Genomic DNA, 19373 nt, shown 5'->3' with positions numbered 1-19373 from the left:
AAAGCGCCGCTGATCGGCGCAAATGAGGGCATTATGAGCAAGACCAACGAATCTTTGATGCAACGTCGTGTAGCCGCCGTCCCACGTGGCGTAGGCCAGATCCACCCGATCTTCGTCGAGTCGGCGAAGAACTCCACGGTGATCGACGTTGAAGGCCGCGAACTGATCGACTTCGCTGGCGGCATCGCCGTACTCAACACCGGCCACCTGCACCCGAAAGTGGTAGCAGCGGTGCAAGAGCAGCTGACCAAAGTCAGCCACACCTGCTTCCAGGTGCTGGCCTACGAACCCTATGTAGAGCTGTGCGAAAAAATCAACAAGCTGGTCCCAGGCGACTTCGACAAGAAGACCCTGCTGGTTTCCACCGGCTCCGAAGCCGTCGAGAACGCCGTCAAGATCGCCCGTGCCGCCACTGGCCGCGCTGGCGTGATCGCCTTCACCGGCGGCTACCACGGCCGTACCATGATGACCCTGGGCCTGACCGGCAAGGTCGTGCCGTACTCCGCTGGCATGGGCCTGATGCCAGGCGGCGTGTTCCGTGCCCTGTTCCCGAGCGAGCTGCACGGCGTGAGCGTCGACGACGCCATTGCTTCGGTCGAGCGCATCTTCAAGAACGACGCCGAGCCACGTGACATCGCTGCGATCATTCTGGAGCCGGTGCAAGGCGAGGGCGGTTTCCTGCCTGCGCCGAAAGAGCTGATGAAGCGCCTGCGCGAGCTGTGCGACAAGCACGGCATCCTGCTGATCGCCGACGAAGTGCAGACCGGCGCTGGCCGTACCGGCACCTTCTTCGCCATGGAGCAGATGGGCGTCGCGCCTGATCTGACCACCTTCGCCAAATCCATCGCTGGCGGCTTCCCGCTGGCCGGTGTGTGCGGCAAGGCCGAGTACATGGACGCCATTGCGCCAGGCGGCCTGGGCGGCACCTACGCCGGCTCGCCGATCGCCTGCGCTGCGGCTCTGGCCGTTATCCAGGTGTTCGAAGAAGAGAAGCTGCTGGACCGTAGCAAGGCTGTCGGTGAGCTGCTGACCGCGGGCCTGCGCAAGATCCAGGACAAGCATCCGATCATCGGTGACGTGCGTGGCCTGGGCTCGATGATCGCTGTCGAAGTCTTCGAGAAAGGTACCCATACCCCGAACGCAGCTGCCGTTGCCCAAGTCGTGGCCAAGGCGCGCGACAAGGGTCTGATCCTGCTGTCCTGCGGCACCTACGGCAACGTCCTGCGTATTCTGGTCCCGCTGACCGCTGAAGACGCTCTGCTGGAGAAAGGCCTGGCCATCATCGAAGAGTGCTTCGCTGAACTCGGCTGATGTGATCTGCGTCACAAAAAAACCCGCCTAGGCGGGTTTTTTTTATGCCCAGTGCCGGCCGCTGGCGCTATGGTTGGCAAGGGATCGGCCTTGCACGGTGACAGGGCCTGGTAGGACAGGGACATTCAGGAGTTGGCCATGAACGCTGCAGATATCGCACCCCCTTGCGTGCTCATCGCAGAAGGTGACCCTTGGGTGCGCGAGATGCTCAGCGAAATGCTCCTCAGCGTGCGCTGCGATGCGCGCCTGCAGGTGTGCGCCGACGGCTCGCAGGCACTCACCGCACTGGCGAGCAAGCCCGACCTGATCATCGCTGCCCGCGAGCTGGCCGGGTTCGATGGCCTGGACCTGCTGCGCAAGGTACGCGCCAAGGGCCCAGGCCTGCCGTTCATTCTCATGAGCAGTCGCAGTGACAGCGCCAGCGTGCGCGAGGCGCTGCCATTGCACCCGACGGCCTACCTGAGCAAGCCGTTGAACCTGGAAAAACTGCGCAAGAGCCTTGAGCAACTGCTGCTCGCGGTGGGCCAGCAAGTCGCCTGTCCGGTGCCGCCTTTGCAGCCCGGCGCGCAGTTGCCGTCCTACCTGGAGCAGCGTCGGGCCAATGCCGATGGCGGGCCGTTGTTCGCCGATGTCCAGCAAGCCATCAAGCGTGCACTCAATCCTGGCGGGCTGGACCTCAAGGTGCTCGCCGAGCAGGTCGGCGACGATCCGCAGATCACTGCCGTGCTCATCGCCGCGGCCAATAGCGCTGCCCTGCACCGCGAGGCGCCGGTGCAAACCTTGATGCAGGCGTTGCACAAGCTCGGCAGTACCCAGAGCATGAATCTCATCCTGGGCCTGACCCTCAAGCGCAGCGCGCGCTTGAGTGACCCGCTGCTGACCGAGCACGCCACCCATTTTTGGAACCTGTCGCTGCACACTGCCGAATACGCCCGCTCGCTGGCACGCCTGCTCGACGTCGATCAGGAGCGCTGCTATTGCGCGGGGCTGCTGCATTGCCTGGGTGACTTGGCGGTGCTGCGCTGTCTGCAGGAGTGGCGCTTGGCCGGTGGTGAGCTGGGGCCGCGCGATGTGCAGCAGGCGCTCAGTGAGTTCGGCGCAGCGTTCGGTTCGGCGCTACGCACCCGCTGGCGCTTGCCGTTGAGCCTGCGCGAGTTGATCGCGGCGATCTATCAGCTGGGTGGCGGGGTGTATTCCCGAGAGATCCTGGCCATGAACCTGGCTGGGCAACTGGCGCGTCTGCCAGCGGATCAGGGGCTGGAGAAGATCGCCAGCAACAAGACAGCGCGCTTGCTGCGCATGGGCATGCCCGAGCTGGGTCGACTGCGCAAGGTCGACACGCAGCACACCCATGGCGCGCATGAGGCTAGCGAGCCAGACGCCTGAGCCGGCGCGTGGCGGTCAAGCCAGGACGATCTGGTTCTTGCCTTGGCGCTTGGCTTGATACATCGCCGCATCGGCGCGGGCGAACAGGGTATCGAGCGACTCGTCGGCATCAGTGAGGCCGGTCAGCCCTTGGCTTACCGTGACGTTGTAGGTCTGCTCGCCGTGGTTGAAAACCTGGCGCTGGATTTCGCGCTGCAAGCGCTCGGCAATCTGCTCGGCCAACTGCGCGCTGCACCCCGGAAACACGGCAGCGAACTCCTCACCGCCAATGCGCCCGAACATGTCGCCACGGCGCAGCACCGCCCGGCCACTTTCAGCCACGCGCTGCAGTACCTGATCGCCCTGCTGATGGCCGTAGGTGTCGTTGATACGCTTGAAATCATCGATGTCCAGCAGCAGAAAAGCCAGCGGCGCGCCGTTCTGGCGCGCGCTGTCGAAGGCCTGCTGGGCATATTCGAAGAAATGCCGGCGATTGCTGGTCTGGGTCAGTACGTCGGTGGTCGCCAGGCGATGCAACTCGCCCTCCAACTGCTTCTTTTCGGTGATGTCCTCGGCGATACCGACGATGATCACCCGCTCGCCGGTGCGGTGCTGGTTGATGTAGCACTTGTCGCTGAGCCAGCGTACTTGGCCGCTGGCGTTGATGATGCGGTACTCGCGGTCTTCCACGGCGCCTTTGACCAGCACTTGCGAAAGGGTGTTTTCGGCGAATTCCAGGTCGTCGGGGTAGATGCTGTCGCGCCATTCATTGAAGTCGGCCAGCACCAGGCTCACCGGGCGGCCGAAGATGCGTTCGTAGGCCGGGCTGACATACAGCACTTGGCGGGTTTCCCAATCGAAGGCCCACAGCACGGCATTGACGCTGTCGAGCAAGGCGCTGAACAGCTGTTCACGTTCGCTCAGGCGCGCGACTTCGCCTTGGGCGTGGAGCAGGGCGAGCAACGTTTGCGCAGCTTCAGGCGGCGGGGTACCTGACAACGAGGGAGTCTTGGCCATGTGCACGGAGCAGGATCTCAACGATGAGGCGCGCGGCCATTAACCGGCCCGCCACGCGGGGCGATATGCCGATTTTGAGTGGATTTTCAAAGCGGAAGTTCCCAGTGACACGCCCCATTGCAGGGCGTGCCGATCAGCGGTGATCAGCCCGCGGTGGGGCGCAGGGAATAGGTTTTCAGTTGCTCGGCGAAGTCGCGCAACGACTGGATGCCGCTGGCCTCGGCCTCGTGTACCCAGTCCTTGATCGCGGCGAGCATGTCGTGGCCGTTGGCGCTGGTGCGCGCCCAGATCTGCTGCAGCGCCAGGCGCTTCTCGTAGATGGTCTTCAGGGCCTGGCTGTGGGCCAGCATGGTTTCGATGCGCAGGTGGTGACGGTCTTCGAGCAAGCTGGTTTCGCGCGACAGCAGGCGCTTGGCCCGGCGGAAGCGGTGGCGTACCGAATCATCGACCTTGGCCAGTTCCTGCTTGACCAGCGGGCCAATCACCAGCTTGCGGTACTGGGCCATGATCTGGAAGCGGTTATTGAGAATCGCCATGGCCGTGTCCATGTCCAGGCTGGCCTTGCCTTCGACGCGGTGGGCGATCGGCGCGACCCGCTGCACCTTGGCCAGGCGCAGGAAACTCAGCACACGGATCCAGGCCCAGCCCATGTCGAACTCCCAGCGCTTGACCGAAAGCTTGGCCGAGTTGGGGTAGGTGTGATGGTTGTTGTGCAGCTCTTCGCCGCCGATGATGATGCCCCAAGGCACCAGGTTGGTGGCGGCGTCGCGGCACTCGAAATTACGATAGCCGACGGCGTGACCCAGGCCGTTGACCACCCCGGCGGCCCAGAACGGGATCCACATCATCTGCACCGCCCAGATGGTGATGCCGATGGTGCCGAACAGCAGCAGGTCGATGACCGCCATCAGCGCGATACCGCCCAGCTTGAAGCGCGAGTACAGGTTGCGTTCGATCCAGTCGTCCGGGCAGTTCTTGCCATAGATGCGCAGGGTTTCGGGGTTGGCTGCCTCTTCCCGGTAAAGTTCGGCGCCTTTGCGCAGCACCGTGCCCAGGCCTTTGTATACCGGACTGTGCGGGTCGTCCGCGGTTTCGCACTTAGCGTGGTGCTTGCGGTGCACGGCCGTCCATTCGCGGGTGTTCTGCGCGGTGCTCAGCCACAGCCAGAAACGGAAGAAGTGCTTGAGCGCGCCGTTGAGCTCGAGGGCGCGGTGGGCGGAATAGCGATGCAGGTAGATGGTGACGCTGACGATGGTCACGTGAGTCATCAGCAAGGTGACGCCAACCAGTTGCCAGGCCGACAAGTCGAGCAGACCGTTGTACCACATAGGTGTAGATGCCCTCGGCGATGCAGGGGAAAAAGGTGATTATCCCTTGGCAGGGAAATAAAACCAGTCACCCTTTCAGATAGGAAGTCACGGCATGTTTCAGCCTTTATAATGCCCCATTCTTTTTTATGGGCTTTTCCCCCCGACATGTCTGTTTCCGTTCGCGACGCCATGCGCATGGCAGCGCTCTACGTGGTGCTCTCGTTCCTCTGGCTGGCGCTGGCCGAGGTGGTCCTGCGCAGTATGTCTGACGATCCCCTGGCTTTGACCGTGGGACGGCAGATCAATGTGGTGGTCTGGGTGCTGATCAGTGCGCTGCTGATCTACGTCTCGCGAGTCCGTCTGCTCACCTTCATCGGTATCGGCGCGCGCCTGCGCAGCGAGGACCGCGAGCGCCTGCGCATGGCTGCCGCGGTGTTCGACAGCACCCTCGAAGGGGTGCTGGTCACCGACCGCCAAGGCCTGATCGTGCACGTCAATCGCGCGTTCATGCGCATCACCGGCTATCAGCAGGACGAGGTCCTCGGCCAGCGCCCGAGCAAGTTCAAGTCCGGGCGCCATGGTCTGCCGTTCTATCAGGCGATCTACGCGACCCTGGCGGAACAGGGCGAATGGAGCGGCGAGATCTGGAACCGCCGCAAAAGTGGCGAGATCTACCCGCAGTGGCAAACCATCAGCGCCATTCGCGATGACGACGGTGAGCTCAGCCACTACGTGGCGGTGTTCAGCGACATCAGTGCGATCAAGCATTCGGAAAAAGAGCTGGCCTACCTGGCGCACCACGACCCGCTGACCGGTCTGCCGAACCGCTTGCTGTTCAGTGATCGGGTCGAGCAGGCATTGGCGGCGGCGCAGGCCAACAAGCGCGGCTGCGCCTTGTTGCTGCTGGATCTGGACCACTTCCAGAGTATCAACGATGGCCTCGGCCATACCGTCGGCGATCAATTGCTCAAGCTGGTCGGCGAGCGCTTGCTCGATGCCGTCGGCACCCACGTGACCCTGGCGCGCCTGGGCGGGGATGAATTCGGCGTGCTTGCCGAACACTGTCATCAGGTCGGCCAGGCCGGCAAATTGGCGCAGCGCATCATCGAGCGCATGCGCGAGCCCTTCGAATTCGATGGCCACCGGCTGTTCATCAGCGCCAGTGTCGGTATCAGCCTGTTCCCCAACGACGCCTTGAGCGCCGAGCAGCTGCTGCGCAATGCCGACTCGGCGTTGTTCAAGGCCAAGGGCAACGGCCGCGCCTGCTATGCGTTGTACACCGAGGAGTTGACCGCCCATGCCCAACACCGGGTAGAAACCGCCAGCGAGCTGCGCCGCGCCTTGGCCACCGACGAACTGCGGGTGTTCTATCAGCCGGTGCACGATTTGTTCAGCACACAGATCGTCGGGGTCGAGGCATTGGTGCGCTGGCAGCACCCCGAGCGCGGGCTGGTGCCGCCGGGCGAATTCATCCCGATTGCCGAACGAACCGGGCTGATCGCCGAGATCGATGCCTGGGTCCTGCGCGAAGCCTGTCGGCAGATGGTGCGTTGGCAGCAGGATGGGCGGGCGTTGACCTTCGTGGCGGTGAACATCTCCAGCCGGCTGTTCGGCCAGCATGCCTTGTACCGGCAAGTGGCCGATGCGTTGCACGAAACTGGCCTGGACCCGGCCTTGCTGGAGCTGGAGGTGACCGAAAGCGCAGTCATGGAAGACCCTGAGGCAGCGCTCGAGCAGTTGCATCGTTTGCGCGAACTGGGTCTGAACCTGGCCATCGACGATTTCGGCACCGGCTACTCGTCGCTGCTGCGGCTCAAGCGCCTGCCGGTGCAAAAACTCAAGATCGACCAGGGCTTCGTCGCCGGGCTACCGCTGGACGAGGACGATGTCGCCATCGTGCGGGTGATCATCGCGCTGGCGCACAGCATGGGCATGCAGGTGCACGCCGAGGGCATCGAGCAGGCTGAGCAGGCGCGTTTTCTGCTCGAGCAGCAATGCCAGCTGGGCCAGGGTTATTGGTTCGGCCGGCCGGTGCCCGCTGCGGATCTGCAGTGGGGCTGATGGCCGCGCACGACTCAACGCTTGTTCAGACCTTTGGCCAGGCGATCGCCGCCCAGCTGGATCAACGCTACCAACGCCACCAGCATGGCGATCACGGTGAGCATGATCTGGCTGTCGAAGCGCTGATAGCCGTAGCGATAGGCGATGTCGCCCAGCCCGCCGGCGCCGATCGCCCCGGCCATGGCCGATGAGTTGATCAGCGTCACCAAGGTGATGGTGAAGCCAGCGACGATGCCCGGCAACGCTTCGGGCAGCAGTACATGCCAGACGATGTGCCAGCGCCGGCAGCCCATGGCCTGGGCGGCTTCCACCAGGCCGTGGTCGACCTCGCGCAGACTCACCTCGGCAATGCGCGCGAAAAACGGCGTGGCGGCGATGGTCAAGGGTACTACTGCGGCCCACACGCCATAGGTGGTGCCCACCACCAGGCGGGTGAAGGGAATCAGCGCGACCATCAGGATCAGGAACGGGATCGAGCGGAACAGGTTGACGAAGGCGCCCAGCACGCGGTTGAGCAGCGGCGCCTGATAAATGCCGCCCTTGTCGCTGGTCACCAGCAGCACAGCCATCGGTACGCCCACCAGCAACGCGACCAGTGAAGACACGCCAACCATCAGCAACGTGTCGAGCAGCCCTTCGAGCAAGCGGTCAATCCACATGGCCGAGTACCTCCGCGTGTTCAGCCCAGTTGCGGGCGCGTTCGAGCAACCGCGCAGGCAGGTGCGGTGAATCCTTTACCGCCAGGATCAATTGCCCAAGCACATGCCCACCGATGCTCTCGACGCCGCCTTGCAGCAGGTGCACGCGCCCACCCAGGTCAGCGAACAGCTCGGACAATGGCGGCTCGCCGAGCACGCTCAGTTTCAGCACCACGGCACTGCCTTGGGCGGAGGGACTGCCCTGCAGCCTGGCCTGCAACGCTGCCGGCAACCTGGCCTGCAACGGCGCGAGCAGCGTGCGCGTCACCTCATGCCGTGGGCTGCCGAACACGCGCCAGACATCACCCTGCTCCACGACCGCACCGCGCTCGAGCACCACCACGCGGTGGCAGATATCGCGGATCACCGCCATTTCATGGGTAATCAGCACCACGGTCAGGCCCAGCCTCGCATTGATGTCGCGCAGCAATTCGAGAATTGAGGCAGTGGTTTCCGGGTCCAGCGCCGAGGTGGCTTCATCGCACAGCAGAATGTCCGGGTCGTGCACCAATGCCCGCGCGATGCCGACGCGCTGTTTCTGGCCGCCTGACAGCTGCGCCGGATAAACCTGGTGTTTGTCCTGCAAACCCACCAGTTCCAGCAGCGCTTGCACCTTGCGGCGCCGCTCAGCTTTGGCCATGCCGGCCACTTTCAAGGGCAGCTCGACGTTCTGCCAGACTGTCTTGGCCGACATCAGGTTGAAATGCTGGAAGATCATGCCGATGCGTCGGCGCAGGGTGACCAGACGCGCCTCGTCGAATGCCGCGATGTCGACCTGGTCGATCAGTACGCGGCCCTGGCTCGGCTGCTCCAGGCGATTGATGGTGCGCAGCAGCGACGACTTGCCGGCGCCGCTGCGGCCGATGATGCCGAAGATCTCGCCACGGCGGATGTTCAGATCGATGCCCTGCAGCGCGGGCTGCGGCTGGCCGGGATAGGTCTTGCCCAGGCCGATGAAGCGCACATGGGCATCGTTGACCTCTGGGCGCAGCGCCTGTTGCCGGGCGCTGCTGCGGGTCGGTTGCGGGGTAGGCGCCCTGAGCGCGTTGGCCTGGCTCATGTCAACCTTCCCAGCCGGCCTGGTAGAGGTTGCCATGGGCCTTGTTCAGCGCTGCACGCACTGCAGGCGAATGCTGGTAGATGTCGACGAACTTGGCCAGGCGTGGATCGTCCTGGCTTTGCGGGCGAATGACGAACTGGATCACGTACTCTTTGTTCTCCAGGCCGTCGAACAGCAGCGCCGAGGTGGCATCGAAGCTGTTGGCCAGGCGGATGTAGGCCGGGTAGCCCTGGACCAGGTCGGCATCGTCATAGGCGCGGACCAATTGCACCGCCTCGACCTGAAGGATCTTCAGCTGCTTGGGATTGGCGACGATGTCGTCTTCGCTAGCCTTGTAGCCGACGCCTGGCTTGAGGCTGATCAACCCGGCCTTGGCCAGCAACTGCAGGCCGCGGCCGCTGTTGATCGGGTCATTGGCGATGGCCACGCTGGCACCGACCGGCAGCTCGTCGAAGCTGTGGTACTTCTTCGAATACAGGCCGACGTTGTTGATGATGCCCGGCGCATAGGGCACCAGCTTGAAGCCGGCAGCGGCCTTGGCGTTTTCCAGGAAGGGAATGTGCTGGAAATAATTCACGTCGATATCGCCACTGTTGAGGCTGACATTGGGCGCGATCCAGTCGCTGAACTCGATCAGCTTCACTTCCAGACCTTGTTTGTGCGCTTCTTCGACCGCCGCTTCCAAGGGAATGGCGAACGCCGAGGTAGTGCCGATCTTCAGCGGTTCGGCGGCCAGGGCGCTGGCTGTCAGGCCGAGGCTCAATGCAATGGCCGCGACGGGCCGAATCAGTCGTTCAAGCATGGTGCAGGGCTCCAGTCGGGGCAGGGGTGTGGGTGGTGCGATAACCGGCGCCGGGGTGGTCGGCCGGCAGGTACGGATGGTCGCTGGCGAACAGCTTCTCGCGCAGGGTGCCCTCGCAGTAGGCAGTCTTGTAGCGGCCCCGCTGCTGCAACTGCGGAATCACCAGGTCGATGAAATCCTCGTAGCTTTCCGGCGTGACGGTGCGGGTCAGGTTGAAGCCGTCCAGTCCGGTTTCATCGATCCAGGCGATCAGCTGCTCGGCTACCTGCTCGGGCGCGCCGACCAGGGTCACATAGCGCCCACCCAGGGCGTGCTGCTCGAGCAGGCGCCGGCGGGTCCAGGGGTTTTCCTGGAGCTGGCGGGTCGCCGACTGGATCGCATTACCCTGGTTGGCCCCGATCGGCTCGTCCAGTTCATAGGCGGCGAAGTCGATGCCGGTGGACGCGGCGAAGTGCGCCACCCCGGCCTCGGCGCTGGCGTAGCGCAGGTACTCGGCGTGCTTGGCCTGGGCTTGCTGCTCGGTGGCCGCAACCACCACGGTGATGCCCATGAATACCTTCAGCGCATGCGGGTCGCGGCCAGCGGCCCTGGCCGCCGCGCGCACCTTGTCGACCTGGGCGCGCGTGGCCGGCTTGTCCTGGCCGCTGATGAACACGCACTCGGCGTGGTTGCCGGCGAAGGCCAGGCCACGCGCCGAGCTGCCGGCCTGGAACAGCACCGGGGTGCGCTGCGGCGAGGGCTCGCACAGGTGGTAACCCTCGACGGTGTAGAACTCGCCCTGGTGGCGGACCTTGTGCACTTTGCCTGGCTCGGCATACACCCGGCGCTGGCGGTCGTTGACCACGGCGTCCTGGTCCCAGCTGCCTTCGAGCAGTTTGTACAGCACCTGCAGGTATTCATCGGCCTGGTCGTAGCGCCGGTCGTGTTCCGGTTGCTGGGCCAGGCCCATGGCGCGCGCGGCGCTGTCGAGGTAACCGGTGACGATGTTCCAGCCGATGCGACCGTCGCTCAGGTGGTCGAGGGTCGAAAGGCGCCGGGCGAACAGGTAGGGCGCCTCGTAGGTCAGGTTGGCGGTGAGGCCAAAGCCCAGGTGACGGGTAGCGCCAGCCATGGCCGACACCAGCAGCAACGGGTCGTTGACCGGCACCTGGATCGCTTCCCTGAGCGGCACGTCCAGGGATTTGCCATAGACATCGTAGGTGCCGACGATGTCGGCGATGAACAGGCCATCGAACAGCCCACGCTCCAACAGGCGCGCCAGGTCGGTCCAGTAGCGCAGCGTCTTGTACTCGGCCGAGGTGTCGCGCGGGTGGGTCCAGAGCCCATGATTGATGTGGCCGATGCAGTTCATGTTGAAGGCGTTGAGCAAAATCTGCTTGGCCATCAGAGGGTCCCTCGGCGTGGCGGCTTCTCGTCGTTGAGGTAGTAGTTGCCGATGGCGTGGTACTTCCAGCGCACAGGGTCGTGCAGGGTATGGACGCGGGCATTGCGCCAGTGGCGATCGAGGTTGTGCTCGGCCAGGGTGGCCTGGCTGCCGGCCAGTTCGAATAGCGTGGTGCTGGCGGCCAGGGAAATCTCGGTGCTGATCGCGCGCGCCTCGGCCACGGCGATCGACGCTGCGGCGACGCTGTCGGCATCGCTCTGGGCCTGGGCGCGGTCAAGGTATTCGCCTGCGCGTTCGAGCAATGCTTCGGTGGCATGCAGACGAATCACCAGTTGACCGAAACTCTTCAACGTCAGCGGGTCATCGCTGGCTTTGTCCAGGCCCGCGTCGACCCACGGTCGGCTGCGCGTGCGCACGAAGTTCAGCGCATCGTCCAGCGCGGCGCGGGCGATACCGGTGTCGATGGCGGCATGGAGAATCTGCGCCAGTGGACCGACCGGCGTCGGCCGCTCGAAAGCACTCTCGAACGGCACCACATCGTCGGCCTCGACCCATACGTCGTCGAACACCACCGAGCCACTGCCGGTGGTGCGCTGGCCAAACCCGCTCCAGTCATCGATCACTTGCAGGCCCTGACTGTCGGCAGGCACGAAGGCCAGCTGCTGGCGGCCCTGCTCGTCGATTACCGAGGTGGGGATGCGCTGGGCATACAGGGCACCGGTGGCGTAGAACTTGCGCCCGTTGATGCGGTAGCCACTGCCGTCGCGGGTCAAGCGGGTGGTGCGATCGTGGGCGGTCTTGGTGCCCAGTTCGGCCAGGGCGTTGCCGAATCGGCGGCCAGCCAGTACCTCGGCATACAGGCGCCGTTGCTGCTCGGCACTGCCGTTGACCCGCAGCACTTCGAGGGCATAGAAGTGGTTCTGCGGAATCTGGCCGAGAGAGGCGTCGGCCTGGGCGATGCGGGCGATGACCTGGGCCAGGGTGACGCTGGATACGCCGGCGCCGCCGAACGCTTTCGGCACGCTGATGGCCCACAGGCCTGAGCGGGTGAACAGTTCCAGCTCGGCGTGGGGCAGGCGCCGCTCGCGGTCGCGCAGGGCGCTGTCGCGTCTGAGTTGCTGGGCGATGTGTTCGGCGGCAGCCAGGGCCTGGCTGTCGTTGCTGATAACCGAGATTGTCATGCTGTTCTCCACGGTCGTGGGGCTGCCGGGCTGCTTGCACAGAAGCTGTACCGCCGCCGCCCCAGGACCTTCGATTCAGATCCAGGAATGCCGGGCGGGCAGGGTGCCGTTGAGGTAATAAGCGCCGACCGCGTGGTACTTCCAGCGCACCGGGTCGTGCAGGGTGTGCACCCGTGCGTTACGCCAGTGCCGGTCCAGGTTGAACTCGGCCAGGGTTGCGCGGCTGCCGGCCAGCTCGAAAAGCTTTTCGCTGGCCTGCAACGACACCTCGGTGGTCAACACCTTGGCCTCGGCCACAGCGATGGAGGCCCGCGCTGCCGAGGCGGCGTCGATCGGCCCGGCGTTGACCTCATCGAGCACCCGCGCGGCTCTGCGCAGCAGTGCCTGGGCCGCATGCAGTTCAAGTTGCAGTCGGCCGATGTCGGCAATCACATAGGGATCGTCGCTGGCGCGCTGGACATTGGCATCGATCCACGGGCGAGATTTTTCCCGTACGAAGGCAATGGCGTCGGCGATGGCCGCTTCGGCGATGCCGGCATCGATCGCCGCCTGGATCAATTGCGAGGCGGCGCCTTGGATGTTGGGAATCTCACGCTGGCGCCAATTGTCGATGACCAGCTCTGCCTCCACCGGCACGTCATCGAGCAGCACGGTGCCACTGGCGGTGGTGCGCTGGCCGAAGCCCGACCAGTCGTCGACGATGCGCAGCCCAGGGCTGCCACGGCGGACGAAAGCCAGGCGCTGGCGGCCTTCGTCGTCCAGCGCCTTGACCGCCACCCAATGGGCGAACAGGGCGCCGGTGGAGTAGAACTTCTCACCGCTGATGCGATAGCCGTCGCCGCTGCGGGTGATCCGCGCCTTGAGCGTCAGGGTGTCTTTGGTGCCGCGTTCGGGGCCGGCGTTGCCGATGCGCCAGCCGTCCAGCACGCTGCGAAAGATCCGCGCTTGCTGGGCCTCGGTGGCGGTCAGGCGCAACAGTTGCAGCATGCCGAACTGATTCTGCGGAATCTGCCCCAAGGCCGGGTCGGCAGCGCTGATCAGGCGAAACACCTCGGCAACCGTTTCGAACGATACGTCGGGGCCGCCATGGGCCTTGGGCACGCTGATGCTGCCCAGCCCGCTGCGGGTGAACTGTTCGATTTCTGCCCAGGGCAGTTTGCGTTGACGGTCACGCTGGGCGGCGTGCTGGCGAGCACTGGCAGCGAGCTCTCGAGCGGCTTGCAGGGCTTGTGCGTCATTGCGCAGCACCTTGGCCGGGAGCAGCAGGGGCGAGCTGTCGAGATCGCTGTGGAACAGGGTATTGGGCTGGGTGGTCATCAGAACCGAACCTCACAAATGGTTGCGTCGCTTCAGCTGATGGCGACAGGCATGTGCTGGTCCGGTGGTCCGGTGTATATACCCTAATGGCTTATTAAAGGTTTATGAACTAACGCTTTGGAATATGGTTAGAAGAGGGATCTGCGGTCGATGCAGCGACCCCGGGCAATGTTCAGTCCGGCGCCGCCGTGGTGCCCAGGAACTTGCGCAAGAACTGCCGCGTGCGCTCTTCCTTGGGCGCTGCGAACAATGCCTTGGCCTCGCCTTGCTCGACCACCACGCCTTTGTCGAAGAAGATCACCCGATTGGCCACGTCGCGCGCAAAGCTCATCTCGTGGGTGACGATGATCATGGTGCGCTGTTCTTCGGCCAACCCGCGGATGGTCGCCAGTACTTCGCCCACCAGTTCCGGGTCGAGCGCCGAGGTCGGCTCGTCGAAGAGGATCACCTCAGGTTCCATGGCCAGCGCCCGGGCAATCGCCACCCGTTGCTGCTGGCCGCCGGAGAGGCGCCGAGGATAGGCGTCTTCCTTGCCCGCCAGGCCCACTTTGGCCAGCAGCTGGCGACCCAGCTCCAGCGCTTGCGCGCGGGGCGTCTTCTTGACGATCACCGGGCCTTCGATGACGTTTTCCAGCGCGGTGCGGTGCGGGAACAGGTTGAAACTCTGGAACACGAAGCCGGCCTGTTGGCGCAAGCGGCGGATGGCGCTTTGCTGCGCGCCCAGCGGCCGATCGGCATCGATGCTGATGGCGCCGATCTGGATCTGCCCGGCATCCGGCGTTTCCAGCAGGTTCAGGCAGCGCAGGAAGGTAGTCTTGCCCGAACCGCTGGGGCCGATGATCGCCACGACCTCGCCCGGTTGCACGGTCAGGTCGATACCGTTGAGCACGACCTGGCCTTTGAACTGCTTGGTCAGGCCTTTGACGACGATCATGTTCATTGCTCCCGGTCATGCTGGTTGACGCGCGCTTCCATGCGGTTCTGAAAGTGCGCGAGGATGCTGCAGAGAATCCAGTAGATCACTGCCACGGCCAGGTACATGGTGAACACTTCGAAGGTGCGCGCCGTGATCAGCTGCGCCTGGCGGAACAGCTCGGGCACCTGGATGGTCGCCGCCAGCGCGGTGTCCTTGACCAGTGAAATGAAACTGTTGCCCAGCGGCGGCAGTGCGGTGCGCAGGGCCTGGGGCAGAATCGCGCGGCGCATGGCCTGAGTGCGGGTCATGCCGATGCTGGCGGCAGCTTCCCACTGGCCACGATCGATCGAGGCAATCGCCGCGCGCAGGATCTCGCAGACGTACGCCGCCATGTTGAGTGACAAGCCGATCAGCGACGCCGGAATCGGGTCGAGTTCGATGCCGATCTGCGGCATGCCGAAGTAGATCACGAACAGCTGCACCAGCAACGGCGTGCCGCGGAAAAAAGACACATAGAGGCGTGCCAGCCAGTCTAGCGGCAAGATCTTCGACAGGCGCATCAGCGCCAGGGCAAAGCCCAGCAGCAAGCCGAAGAACATGCCGCCGACGCTGAGCAGGACCGTGTAACCTGCGCCCTTGAGCAGAAAGGGCGCAGAATCGGCAACCAGTTGCAGGCTCTCAGGGATCATCGGGTGACATCAGCACCGAAATATTTTTCCGACAGCTTGGCCAGCGTGCCGTCGGCCTTGAGCTTGTCGAGGGCGGTGTTGATCGCCGCCAGCAGCTCAGGCTCGCCCTTGCGCAGGGCCACGCCGCTTTCCAGGCGCGAGAAGGCCTCGCCGGCGAGCTCGGTATCCTTGGCTTTCTGCGCGTATTCCAGGGCCGCCAGGCGGTCGATCAGAATGGCGTCGATGCGGCCATTGCGCAGGTCGGCGAACTTGCTGGGGTCGTCTTCATAGGTGCGCACCTCGGCCTTGGGCACGTCCTGCTTGACCCACTGCTCGTAGTTGGTGCCCAGGCCTACACCGACCTTCTTGCCAGCCAGGTCCTGCGCGGTCTTGATGTTCAGCTGATCGGCCTTTTTCTTCAGGATCAAGGCCTGGATGCCGGAGATGGTGTAGGGCTCGGAGAAATCGTATTTCTTCTTGCGCTCATCCGAGATGGTGACCTGGTTGATGACCACGTCGAGGCGCTTGGACTCCAGCGCGGCGAGAATGCCGTCCCATTTGGTCGGCTGCACCTTGACCTTGACCCCCAGCTCCTTGGCCAGCAATTCCGACAACTCAACCTCGAAGCCTGTCAGCTTGCCGTTTTCGTCCTGGAAGCTGAACGGTGGGTAGGTGCCCTCGAGGCCGACGTTGATCACGCCTTTTTCCTGGATGGTCTTGAGCTGCTCGCCGGCGAAGGCCTGGCCGAGCAGGCCGGTGCCCAGCAGGATGGCCAGGCTGGCGTTGAGTAGCGGTTTGGCGAATTTCGACATGTCAGGCCCCGCGCTTGTTGTGAAAGTAGTGGGTGGCGACTATATGGGCGGCCGGATAGGCCAGGAAATACTAAAAAAGCATTTTGTTATTCCCGCTATTGGTATATCGGACGCACCTTGCTATGAGGGTAGGCCAGGTTGCTGCCGTCGTCATGGCGGCCTTATGCCGGGGTTGGCGAAGAATGGAATAAAGCGTTGTTTTTTCCAAGGGACGAATTTGCCGTAGATTGGTTTGTCGAAAAAACGTTGGCCTACAGAGCCAGGAGAAGACCGTGAGCGAACAACCCACATCTGCCCATTGGCAGTTGCACAGTATCGTCAATGGCCTGCGCGGTGCCCGTGAGCAATGGCGTAGCCGCAATGGCCGCAGCATTGGCGAGCAAGGCGGGCGCGAGCTGCCCTCGCGCGAGGCCATGCGGCAGATTCTCGAACAATTGTGCGGGGCGTTGTTCCCGATGCGCCTGGGCCCGGTTGACCTGCGCGAAGAAAGCGAGGATTTCTACGTCGGCCATACCCTGGATACCGCGCTGACGTCGCTGCTGACCCAAGCGCGCCTGGAGCTGCGATATGCCGCGCGCCAGAGCAAGGAAGAGACCGCCAGTATCGACGCCCAGGCCCTGCGCCTGGTCCAGGATTTCGCCGCCGCCTTGCCAGCCCTGCGCGTGTTGCTCGACACCGATGTGCTCGCGGCGTATCACGGCGACCCGGCCGCGCGCAGCGTCGATGAGGTGCTGCTGTGCTATCCGGGCATTCTGGCGATCATTCACCACCGTCTGGCTCACCACCTGTACCGCGCCGGCCTGCCGCTGCTGGCACGGATCAGCTCGGAGCTGGCGCACTCTGCCACCGGCATCGACATCCACCCTGGCGCGCAGATCGGCCCCAGCTTCTTCATCGACCATGGTACCGGCGTCGTGATCGGCGAAACCGCGATCATTGGCGAACGGGTACGCATCTACCAGGCGGTCACCCTGGGCGCCAAGCGTTTTCCGAGCGACGAATCCGGCACGCTGCACAAAGGCCTGGCGCGCCACCCCATCGTCGAGGACGACGTGGTGATCTACGCCGGGGCGACCATTCTGGGGCGCATCACCATCGGCAAAGGGTCCACCATCGGCGGTAACGTCTGGCTGACCCGCAGCGTGCCGGCCGACAGCAACATCACTCAAGCGAACCTTCAGCTCGATTGTCAGGACAAACACTGAAGCCGCTGGCACAGCCTCTCTGCTCAAGCAGTTTCTGCGCAACGTCGTGTGCGTCGTGCAGCACTGCTGTGGCCGGGATCTGACTGTCGCAGCAGTCACCGGTCGGCGCCTCGGTTAGCAATGTCCGACAATCCATGTTTAACTTGAACGCTTGTTCAACTAAAAATAACGCTGGTCCGTTGCCGGTGTTCAACAGGAGGATTCCTTTGCTGAACCCGTTTATTCCGAACCTCACGTCGAGCGACGAGGTGCCTGATTCATGAGTGCACCGTCTTCTTCCCTTGCCGCTGGCAAGGTCCGCATGAACCCGCCGGTGTTCTATTTCGCGGCAAGCTTCATTCTGCTCTTTGGCCTGATCGTGATCGCCTTCCCGGAGGCTGCCGGGCAGTGGCTGATGGCCGCGCAAAACTGGGCGGCCAATACGGTTGGCTGGTATTACATGCTGGCCATGAGTCTGTACCTGGTATTCGTGGTGGTCACGGCGTTGTCGGGCTATGGCAAGATCAAGCTCGGCGCAGATCATGACGAGCCGGAATTCAGCTACCTGTCGTGGGCCGGCATGCTGTTCGCTGCCGGCATCAGCATCACGCTGTTCTTCTTTTGCGTTTCCGAGCCGTTGACCCACATGCTCACCCCGCCTCAGGGCGAGGGCGGCACTGCCGAGGCCGGGCGCCAGGCCATGCAGATCCTGTTCCTGCACTGGGGCCTGCATGGCTGGGGCGTGTTCGCCTTCGTTGGCATGGCCCTGGCCTATTTCGCCTACCGGCATAACCTGCCGCTGGCGTTGCGCTCGGCGCTGTACCCGCTGATCGGCAAGCGCATCAATGGCCCGATCGGCTATGCGGTGGACGGCTTCGGTATCATCGCCACGGTGTTCGGCCTGGGCGCCGACATGGGCTTTGGGGTGCTGCACCTCAATGCCGGCCTGGACTACCTGTTCGGCATCAGCCACAGCCAGTGGGTGCAGGTGACGCTGATCGCGCTGATGATGGGGGCAGCGGTGGCCGTGGCAGTAGCCGGGGTGGAAAAGGGCGTGCGGGTGATGAGCGACATCAACCTGTTCCTGGCCTGTGCGCTGCTGCTGTTCGTGCTGTTCGCCGGGCCGACCCAACACTTGTTCAACACCCTGATCCAGAACCTGGGCGACTACCTCGGCGCGTTGCCGCGCAAGAGCTTCGATGTCTACGCCTACGGTGAGCAGCGCGACTGGCTGGGTGGCTGGACGGTGTTCTACTGGGCCTGGTGGATTGCCTGGGCGCCGTTCGTGGGGCTGTTCATTGCGCGCATCTCGCGTGGCCGCACCATTCGTGAATTCGTCTTCGGCGTGTTGCTGATTCCGTTGGGCTTCACCCTGGCGTGGATGTCGATCTTCGGCAACAGCGCGCTGGACCAGGTGCTCAACCACGGCCTGACCGCGCTTGGCCAGTCGGCGTTGGACAACCCGTCGATGAGCTTGTACCTGCTGCTGGAAACCTACCCGTGGAGCAAGGCCGTGATCGCCGTGACGGTGTTCATCAGCTTCGTGTTCTTCGTCACGTCCGCCGACTCCGGCACCGTCGTGCTGTCGACGCTGTCGGCCAAGGGTGGCGATGCCGACGAAGACGGGCCGAACTGGCTGCGCATCTTCTGGGGCGCGATGACTGCGCTGATCACCAGCGGGCTGTTGTTCGCCGGCAGCATCGACTCGCTGAAATCGGCGGTGGTGCTGACCTCGCTGCCGTTCTCGTTGATCTTGCTGTGCATGATGTGGGGTTTGCACAAGGCGTTCTATCTCGAAGGCCAGCGGCAGATCGCGCAGATGCACTCGCTGGCGCCGTTCGCCCAGACCCGCCGCGGCCGTGGTGGCTGGCGTCAGCGCCTGAGCCAGGCGGTGTACTTCCCCTCGCGCGATGAGGTGTACCGCTTCATGGATGACGTGGTGCGCCCGGCGATTGCCGAGGTGCGCGAGGTATTCGAGCAGAAAGGCCTGGTGCTGGTGACCCAGGATGACCCAAGCCATGACAACGTCAGCCTCAAGGTCGGCCATGGCGAGGAGCAGCCGTTCATCTACCAGGTGCAGATGCGCGGTTACTTCACGCCGTCGTTCGCCCTGGGTGGGATCGGCTCGCAGGAGCTGAAGAACCGCCGCTACTACCGCGCCGAGGTGCACCTGAGCGAAGGCAGCCAGAACTACGATCTGGTGGGCTACAGCAAGGAGCAGATCATCAACGACATCCTCGATCAGTACGAACGGCACATGCAGTTCCTGCACCTGGTGCGCTAGAGC

At 63.9% G+C, this 19373-nt stretch carries 16 protein-coding genes; 5 read left to right on the top strand and 11 right to left on the bottom strand.

Annotated features, from left to right (window positions below; all coding sequences use genetic code 11):
* Window positions 1-33: 33 nt before the first annotated feature.
* Window positions 34-1311: a 4-aminobutyrate--2-oxoglutarate transaminase gene (gene gabT, locus ACLEJW_RS06320; protein WP_440777246.1), complete on the top strand. Its 1278-nt coding sequence runs from the start codon at window positions 34-36 to the stop codon at window positions 1309-1311.
* A 138-nt stretch (window positions 1312-1449) separates the two neighbouring features.
* Window positions 1450-2697: an HDOD domain-containing protein gene (locus tag ACLEJW_RS06315; protein ID WP_440777245.1), complete on the top strand. Its 1248-nt coding sequence runs from the start codon at window positions 1450-1452 to the stop codon at window positions 2695-2697.
* Window positions 2698-2712: 15 nt separating this feature from the next.
* Here ACLEJW_RS06315 and ACLEJW_RS06310 read toward each other — a convergent pair whose 3' ends face one another.
* Both ACLEJW_RS06310 and desA read right to left on the bottom strand, forming a co-directional pair.
* On the bottom strand, window positions 2713-3693 hold the full coding sequence (locus ACLEJW_RS06310; RefSeq protein WP_313454986.1) for a GGDEF domain-containing protein: 981 nt from the start codon (window positions 3691-3693) through the stop codon (window positions 2713-2715).
* 143 nt (window positions 3694-3836) lie between these two features.
* Window positions 3837-5021, bottom strand: a complete 1185-nt coding sequence (desA, locus tag ACLEJW_RS06305) for a delta-9 fatty acid desaturase DesA (protein WP_313454988.1) — start codon at window positions 5019-5021, stop codon at window positions 3837-3839.
* A gap of 147 nt (window positions 5022-5168) precedes the next feature.
* Here desA and dibA point away from each other — a divergent pair, with 147 nt between their 5' ends.
* Window positions 5169-7064, top strand: a complete 1896-nt coding sequence (dibA, locus tag ACLEJW_RS06300) for a phosphodiesterase DibA (protein ID WP_440777244.1) — start codon at window positions 5169-5171, stop codon at window positions 7062-7064.
* Between the two features lie 14 nt (window positions 7065-7078).
* Here the strand turns inward: dibA and ACLEJW_RS06295 are convergent, their stop codons facing one another.
* The 9 genes from ACLEJW_RS06295 to tcyJ form a co-directional block, all read right to left on the bottom strand.
* Window positions 7079-7723 (bottom strand): methionine ABC transporter permease, encoded by a 645-nt coding sequence (locus ACLEJW_RS06295; protein WP_145184043.1) that lies wholly within the window; start codon window positions 7721-7723, stop codon window positions 7079-7081.
* Window positions 7713-8822, bottom strand: a complete 1110-nt coding sequence (locus tag ACLEJW_RS06290; protein WP_440777243.1) for a methionine ABC transporter ATP-binding protein — start codon at window positions 8820-8822, stop codon at window positions 7713-7715. Before ACLEJW_RS06290 ends, ACLEJW_RS06295 begins: the two co-directional genes overlap by 11 nt.
* Window position 8823: 1 nt before the next feature.
* Window positions 8824-9624, bottom strand: a complete 801-nt coding sequence (locus ACLEJW_RS06285) for a MetQ/NlpA family ABC transporter substrate-binding protein (RefSeq protein ID WP_313454993.1) — start codon at window positions 9622-9624, stop codon at window positions 8824-8826.
* Complete coding sequence (locus ACLEJW_RS06280) at window positions 9617-11008, bottom strand: LLM class flavin-dependent oxidoreductase (RefSeq protein WP_440777242.1); 1392 nt, start codon at window positions 11006-11008, stop codon at window positions 9617-9619. The genes ACLEJW_RS06285 and ACLEJW_RS06280 overlap by 8 nt, the downstream gene beginning before the upstream one ends.
* The gene (locus ACLEJW_RS06275; protein ID WP_145184032.1) at window positions 11008-12189 is read right to left on the bottom strand and encodes an SfnB family sulfur acquisition oxidoreductase; all 1182 of its coding nucleotides are present in this window, start codon (window positions 12187-12189) and stop codon (window positions 11008-11010) included. Before ACLEJW_RS06275 ends, ACLEJW_RS06280 begins: the two co-directional genes overlap by 1 nt.
* A 75-nt stretch (window positions 12190-12264) precedes the next feature.
* Window positions 12265-13506 carry an SfnB family sulfur acquisition oxidoreductase gene (locus ACLEJW_RS06270; RefSeq protein WP_145184029.1) on the bottom strand — a complete coding sequence of 414 codons (1242 nt, stop codon included), beginning with the start codon at window positions 13504-13506 and terminating at the stop codon, window positions 12265-12267.
* A gap of 172 nt (window positions 13507-13678) precedes the next feature.
* On the bottom strand, window positions 13679-14440 hold the full coding sequence (tcyN, locus tag ACLEJW_RS06265; protein WP_313295423.1) for an L-cystine ABC transporter ATP-binding protein TcyN: 762 nt from the start codon (window positions 14438-14440) through the stop codon (window positions 13679-13681).
* Window positions 14441-14442: 2 nt separating this feature from the next.
* Window positions 14443-15111, bottom strand: a complete 669-nt coding sequence (gene tcyL, locus ACLEJW_RS06260; protein ID WP_145184023.1) for a cystine ABC transporter permease — start codon at window positions 15109-15111, stop codon at window positions 14443-14445.
* Window positions 15108-15902, bottom strand: a complete 795-nt coding sequence (tcyJ, locus tag ACLEJW_RS06255) for a cystine ABC transporter substrate-binding protein (protein WP_440777241.1) — start codon at window positions 15900-15902, stop codon at window positions 15108-15110. Before tcyJ ends, tcyL begins: the two co-directional genes overlap by 4 nt.
* A gap of 272 nt (window positions 15903-16174) precedes the next feature.
* On the opposite strand from tcyJ, the gene epsC reads away from it, so the two are divergent.
* Window positions 16175-17107 carry a serine O-acetyltransferase EpsC gene (epsC, locus tag ACLEJW_RS06250; protein WP_145184018.1) on the top strand — a complete coding sequence of 311 codons (933 nt, stop codon included), beginning with the start codon at window positions 16175-16177 and terminating at the stop codon, window positions 17105-17107.
* A gap of 301 nt (window positions 17108-17408) precedes the next feature.
* Entirely contained in the window at window positions 17409-19370 is a 1962-nt protein-coding gene (betT, locus tag ACLEJW_RS06245; protein WP_178108300.1) for a choline transporter BetT, read from the top strand.
* Window positions 19371-19373: the final 3 nt, after the last annotated feature.

The sequence above is a fragment of the Pseudomonas sp. SMSB3 genome, assembly GCF_052041965.1.
GTDB lineage: Bacteria > Pseudomonadota > Gammaproteobacteria > Pseudomonadales > Pseudomonadaceae > Aquipseudomonas.
This window is presented reverse-complemented; position numbering and strand designations above follow the sequence as displayed.

What these genes read in the sequence shown, in the direction of transcription:
- gabT (WP_440777246.1), top strand. Translation starts at nt 34, where the DNA reads ATGAGCAAGACCAACGAATCTTTGATGCAACGTCGTGTAGCCGCCGTC.
- ACLEJW_RS06315 (WP_440777245.1), top strand. Translation starts at nt 1,450, where the DNA reads ATGAACGCTGCAGATATCGCACCCCCTTGCGTGCTCATCGCAGAAGGT.
- ACLEJW_RS06310 (WP_313454986.1), bottom strand. Translation starts at nt 3,693, where the DNA reads ATGGCCAAGACTCCCTCGTTGTCAGGTACCCCGCCGCCTGAAGCTGCG.
- desA (WP_313454988.1), bottom strand. Translation starts at nt 5,021, where the DNA reads ATGTGGTACAACGGTCTGCTCGACTTGTCGGCCTGGCAACTGGTTGGC.
- dibA (WP_440777244.1), top strand. Translation starts at nt 5,169, where the DNA reads ATGTCTGTTTCCGTTCGCGACGCCATGCGCATGGCAGCGCTCTACGTG.
- ACLEJW_RS06295 (WP_145184043.1), bottom strand. Translation starts at nt 7,723, where the DNA reads ATGTGGATTGACCGCTTGCTCGAAGGGCTGCTCGACACGTTGCTGATG.
- ACLEJW_RS06290 (WP_440777243.1), bottom strand. Translation starts at nt 8,822, where the DNA reads ATGAGCCAGGCCAACGCGCTCAGGGCGCCTACCCCGCAACCGACCCGC.
- ACLEJW_RS06285 (WP_313454993.1), bottom strand. Translation starts at nt 9,624, where the DNA reads ATGCTTGAACGACTGATTCGGCCCGTCGCGGCCATTGCATTGAGCCTC.
- ACLEJW_RS06280 (WP_440777242.1), bottom strand. Translation starts at nt 11,008, where the DNA reads ATGGCCAAGCAGATTTTGCTCAACGCCTTCAACATGAACTGCATCGGC.
- ACLEJW_RS06275 (WP_145184032.1), bottom strand. Translation starts at nt 12,189, where the DNA reads ATGACAATCTCGGTTATCAGCAACGACAGCCAGGCCCTGGCTGCCGCC.
- ACLEJW_RS06270 (WP_145184029.1), bottom strand. Translation starts at nt 13,506, where the DNA reads ATGACCACCCAGCCCAATACCCTGTTCCACAGCGATCTCGACAGCTCG.
- tcyN (WP_313295423.1), bottom strand. Translation starts at nt 14,440, where the DNA reads ATGATCGTCGTCAAAGGCCTGACCAAGCAGTTCAAAGGCCAGGTCGTG.
- tcyL (WP_145184023.1), bottom strand. Translation starts at nt 15,111, where the DNA reads ATGATCCCTGAGAGCCTGCAACTGGTTGCCGATTCTGCGCCCTTTCTG.
- tcyJ (WP_440777241.1), bottom strand. Translation starts at nt 15,902, where the DNA reads ATGTCGAAATTCGCCAAACCGCTACTCAACGCCAGCCTGGCCATCCTG.
- betT (WP_178108300.1), top strand. Translation starts at nt 17,409, where the DNA reads ATGAACCCGCCGGTGTTCTATTTCGCGGCAAGCTTCATTCTGCTCTTT.